Source organism: Gardnerella sp. 30-4 (assembly GCF_001641215.1).
Classification (GTDB): domain Bacteria; phylum Actinomycetota; class Actinomycetes; order Actinomycetales; family Bifidobacteriaceae; genus Bifidobacterium; species Bifidobacterium leopoldii.
In genome coordinates, this window is record NZ_LXJL01000104.1 from 1 (window position 1) to 5,744 (window position 5,744).

Sequence of the window (5,744 nt, forward strand, 5' to 3'; positions counted from 1 at the left end):
ACGTTATTTTAACCTTAAAATTTATGGAGCAATTAGAATATTCGCAATATATTACATACAACAAAATATGGGTTATTCAGGTTATTCCACAAAATATATTACATACAAAAAGAGCACTCCCACCTTACTAGAAGATGAAGAGTGCTCTTTGTTTATTTACTTTTTTACTTATTTTGTTTATTTACTTGTTTGCGTGCGCATGATGGCGGCGAGTTTTAAACGTTACAGCACCGCTTGCAAGCAACACCATAAACGTCACAACCATGCCAATCACACTGCTACCAGTCATCGCCAAGTCAGAAGTCATCTTCTTGGCGGCAGACTTAGCGGCAGCTTGCTCCTTTTCAGCAGCCTTCTGCTTTGCAGCAGCGTTAGCATTCGCAGCACTTGCGTTGCCATTCGCAGCACTTGCGTTGCCATTGGCAGCAGCATCGCCGGATGCAGCACCTGCGCTGGCACTTCCGCTGGAGGCATTTCCGTCTGTACCAACGTAAGTAGTGCCAGTAAATGTGCCAAATCCAGAACCAGCACCTAATCCGTTACCAAATCCAGTACCAAGCCCGTTGCCGAATCCAGTACCAGAATGAAGCTCCGAATACTTCAGGTTAATCTCTGCAACTGTTTCATCGAACGCTGTAGCATTCTCAGGAACAACCCACACGTTAGCCCAAGCAAGCTGCTCACCTTTATCGTTAAGCAAAACAATCGTATGCTTACCGAAGTAGCCAGCTGGAATCACAACATTAAACTGAGGCTGACCATTCTTATCCAAAGTTACTTTCACATACTTAGATCCATCTACGCCCTTCAATAACACAGGCGAAGAATACATGTAAGCATAAGCGTAAGCAACCTTGTTTTTCTTAAGTTCCTTGATGAACTCGCTCGTGGCAGAAGAGACCTTAGTCTTGTGAGACTTAGAGCCAGCATCACCCTTAGCAGGAGCATCCATGCCAGCGAAATACAACTTCACAGGATTGTTCTTACCAGCACGAACAACATTATTCATATGTTCACCAGCAACAAGGCTTCCCTTAAGCGACTGATCTAGCTTTGCGGTAGATTCAGGAGCTTTAGGTGCTGGAGTTGAAGCGGAAGGAGGATTGACAGTTACAGAGGAGGAACCATGATCGTTCCCATGACCATCATTCGACTTCTTTTCAACGACGAATTCTGCGGAAGTATTCTTCGTTGCAACGTTACCAGCATAATCAACAGCTTCAACTGTGATTAAGTGCTTTCCGGCAGAAAGTGAATTGAAATCAACATCTACCTTCAGCGGATCCTTCAGATCTTTCAAATCGGCAAAAGTAGCATCGTAAGGATTATTCTTACTCAGCTTAATATCCGTTTCTTTAAGACCATTACTTGCATGATTTACTTCTTTACCATCAATCTTCACTCGCAATAACTTCAAATGATCATCTTTAGCTGTTACAGAAATCTTATGATTTGCTTCAACATGATCATTGTCCTTTATTCCAAGTGTCACAGAAGGAGCATCCTTATCAACAATAACAGGAGCACGACCATACAGTGCGCTAGACATCTGATCGATGGCTTGGATTAACACAAACTCTCCATTTTTAACTTCAACATCTCTATCGAAGCTCTGAGCATTAGTTTCTTTGCCTTTAGAATCAGTACTGAAGTTGTCTGAAGCAATAAGATTATTGATCTTAAGAGTATAACCAGCAAAATCATCACTAATAACACCCTTGAATTTCACAGTGTCATTATTAGTGAATATTCTGCCGCCATACAACTTTGGAGTACTAAACATTACTTCTGGAGCCTGTCTGTCGAAGTAGAAAGCAACTGGAGTGTCTAATACCACATCACTTCCCTCTTTGACAATCATCCTAAAGTCATTTATTCCAGGATGCATTGGCAGAGTTACCGTGAATGTAGAATCAGCATTTGCATTAGTGGACTTAGTGATTGTTGCAGCTATAGGATCAAAATCCTCATACCCCGAACCATCATCTTTAACTCGATTAGCTTTTGTAAATAGTATTTCTGTAGCTTTGTTACTTACTTTGCCGTTTGCGGTGAATGAATCGAGCGAAGTACCACTATTTCCAGGAACAATCCAGTTGTATGCTCCTAAGCTATTAGCATTACTCAGTGAAATATTATAAAGCTTTGGCTCTGTCTTTGTTGGCATAACGCGATTAGCGAAACCTACATTCTGAGTAGCTGTGTTAACTCCATCATTAGCAACCAAGGTAACTGAATATGTACTAGCAGATGGAATAACTTTTACAGTAAATGAGCCATCAGTAGCAACATTTACAGGCTCTTCCACTTGTTCACTCTGGACTTCACCATCAACAACCTCATCTTTACTATACTTGACAGTAAACGTAAGATTCTGCTTTGGATTAGTATCGTCCTTAACTTCACCTTTAACTTCTACTGCACCAGTTTGGTCAATTGTTACATTCCCATTACTATCTGCATTAGTTAGTTTAATTGTTGGTGCTTTTCCGTCGAAATTAGTTGCAAGAGTTTCAACTACTTCTTTACCATCAGAACCTTTTGCTTTAACTTTTATTGTATTAGCACCTTGTTTAATAGGGGCAGTAAAGCTAAATTCAGAATCATCTGTCTTAACAGCTAATTCTTTTTCTGCTTCAGTTCCTGATTGAACATAAGCTTTCACATCCTTGCAACCATCAGCAATACGTCCAGAGATTTCGATGCTGTATTTATCAACACCGTTATCTTTTTTAGCAGTGACATCCTTAATGCCAATATTCTTAAGATTAACCTCATTATTTATGAGAATCTTTTTATTAGCAAATCCCTTAAACACTTTGGAAGTATTGGTTTCATTGAAACCGCCATCATGCAAACTGACATTGACGTAATAAGCATCCTTACCTACATTAACTTTGCAAGTGCGAGTATAGCCATTTGCGTCATGAGTTTCGCTGCAGTCCTTCTCATCAACCTTGACATAATCACTGTTACCATTAACTTTTACACCTGGATCACTCAACGTTTCACTTAACTCATCATGAGCTGTAATGGTGATTGTACCATCATTATCAGGTTCGCTAATTGTAACGGTTGGAGCTTTAGTATCAAGGTTAAAATGCATATCAGTCGTCTGGCACATATCCTTAGTCAAGCAAGCTTTTACTCGATAAATATATTTGCCATCAGGAAGTTTCTTATTAAAATGCGCAATATCAGTAGATGTCTTATCATAAATAGTTCCATCAAAATCAATAGAACTATTTAATGCTCTTGGATCACGTAATAATTCTGAGAAATTAGAACGAGAAACGTCATGTTCCTCTCCTACTTCTGCAACAGTCTTACCAGAATTATCCAAAACAGAATACTGTATTAAACTTGCATTACGGAATAATGCTAATGATGGTCGTATCTTATCGAATAACTCATCACCATTTGGAGAAAATTCTAAATGACCAGGAGCTTCATCATTAACTTGCACATCACCAAAATAACTTTCGGCAATCAGCGAAGTAGTCATATTAATTGCATTTTGAAGATACTCTTCGCCAGGCTTTACAAGAATTGGTTCCTTATCCCAATTGCCAACAAAGCCAAGATATGGAACAGCCAAATCTGGTTCCCCAGAAGTCTTTGAAGTAAAACGCGCCCAACCTTCAACATAATGGTCGCGAGTCACGTCTGGAGTTAATGTAAACTCTACTTCCTTTTCTGACTTAGGATCTACTGTAACTGTATTAGTCGAAGAAGCTAATGTTTCTGAGCTAATAGAGGTAGTAGTTTCTGCATTAGCATTATTAGATTCATTAACAACATTTTGTTTAGGAACTTCATAAGTTACAGCCTTATCTCCATAATTATGCAGTTTAACAGTGAACTTACGATCTCCATTAACCTGGCGTAGAGCCACGTACGAATTGCCATTGACTGTTGCAATCACGTTAGTAGCAACAGCTTTATCAACCTGAGCTAAGCCAGCGCCGATTTGACGGGGAGCAAATGGTACATTGCTGGAATTATTGAGAATCTCAGCCGTATTCATCAAGGCTTGTTCAACACGAGTAGCACGATCTTTTGGAGAAAGCTTAGGGAAACGCTTCATATAGCTTTCCATCACCAAAGCTGAAAGACCGGAAACGTTTGGAGCAGCCATAGAAGTACCAGACATATTAGTGTACTTGTTGTTGTTCTGAGTAGACCACACGTTACCGCCGATGCCAGCAATATGAGGCTTAAAATCAAGTTCTGGCGTTGGACCCCAAGAAGTAAAGCTAGAAGGATGCAACTTATCAGGATTTGCAATGCCCATTGTCTTATCAGAGAAGGAAACCTTAACTGTACCACTTGCATTAGCTTTGAGTGCATCAACAATCTTTAAAGCATCTTCACGACGAATTGATGCTCCAAAGCATGTGAACTTATCAACTCCAGCCATGCCGAGGAACTGTGCCGAATCGCCAGCTTTGTTATAAACGATTACACCATCAGCACCCTTATCAATAGCATTCTGGAATTTTTCACTAAATGCTATTGCGCCACGTTCAACTAAAGCGTACTTTCCGTGAAGATTCAAATCCTTAACTTCATCTTTTTTGCCAAGACCGATATTCACAATCTCATGTTCTTTACCATCAGCTTTTCCTGAGGCTATAGAGTAAGGAATCTCAGTTGTCTTATTAGCTTTATCCGTATATGAACCAGCGGTTTGAATAATATAAGAATTTTCTACAGAAGCAACGCTGAAAGCAGAAGGATAAGAAGATGGCGAGCCGAGAGTTGCATCATCCCACTTTCCTAATGCATCATTAGTTCCTCCAGATGTAGAGAAGCTTAAACCGGAGTTTCCTGCAGAAATAACTGGAAGCACACCAGCTTCGCGAGCCTTCTTTAAAGCGAGAGATGTAGCGTTAGAAGTTCCACCAAAACCGTTATCTGAGCCGAGAGACATGTTAATAACGTCTGCATGAAGCTTTACAGAATCCTCAATTGCAGCAACTATATCAGCATCACGAGCTCCGTGCGCTCCCGGCTTATTTGAAAATACTTTCATTGCAAGTAGCTGAGCATTTGGAGCAATGCCGTTAATATGACCGTTTTTATCAGCTGGCTTATTCTCATCATCACCATTAGCTGCCACAATACCAGCTACGTGCATGCCATGCTGCTCTGCACCACTATCTGTAATAGTGTAGTTTTCATCAGCATAGTTGAATCCAGCAGGAACTTTATTGGTGAACTTTACACCATTAGACGGGAATGTCTTCTGAATCTTACGAGCTTTTTCAGCTTTGAAATCAAGCTTCATATCATGGTGACTTGGATCAATACCAGTGTCGATGATAGCCACAAGCATTCCAGTTCCATCAAGTCCACGCTTCTTAAATTCTTCATTTACACCCTGCAAACCGCGAGCATAATTTTCAAGAGGATAATACAAACGTTCTTTTGCAACAGAAGCTACTTCATGTTCATGACGTAAAGCCGCAACTTTGTTAGCTGGTAATGTTGCTTCAAAACCATTCATCAGGTAACCAAATTGGCGACGTACTGTCATGCCATATTTTGAAGACCATTTTCCAATAAGACGATTCTGGTCAACTTTATTACTGTCTTCAGCTTGTTCCGAAGGAAGTTTTGGCTGTTTCTTCAAAGTAACGATAACAGTAACAGGCTTATTAGAAGTACCAGTCCTATTAAATGGATTATTAACTATTCTGCTAACAATCTTAGGATCAAGATATTTAGTAGTTTTATTCTTC

General features: G+C 40.0%; 1 protein-coding gene. It reads right to left on the minus strand.

The genetic code is table 11. The features are described 5' to 3' along the window. Positions 1-181 precede the first annotated feature (181 nt). Positions 182-5,744 (minus strand): S8 family serine peptidase (locus A5294_RS05645; protein WP_064340668.1); only part of this gene is annotated, 5,563 nt, incomplete at its 5' end.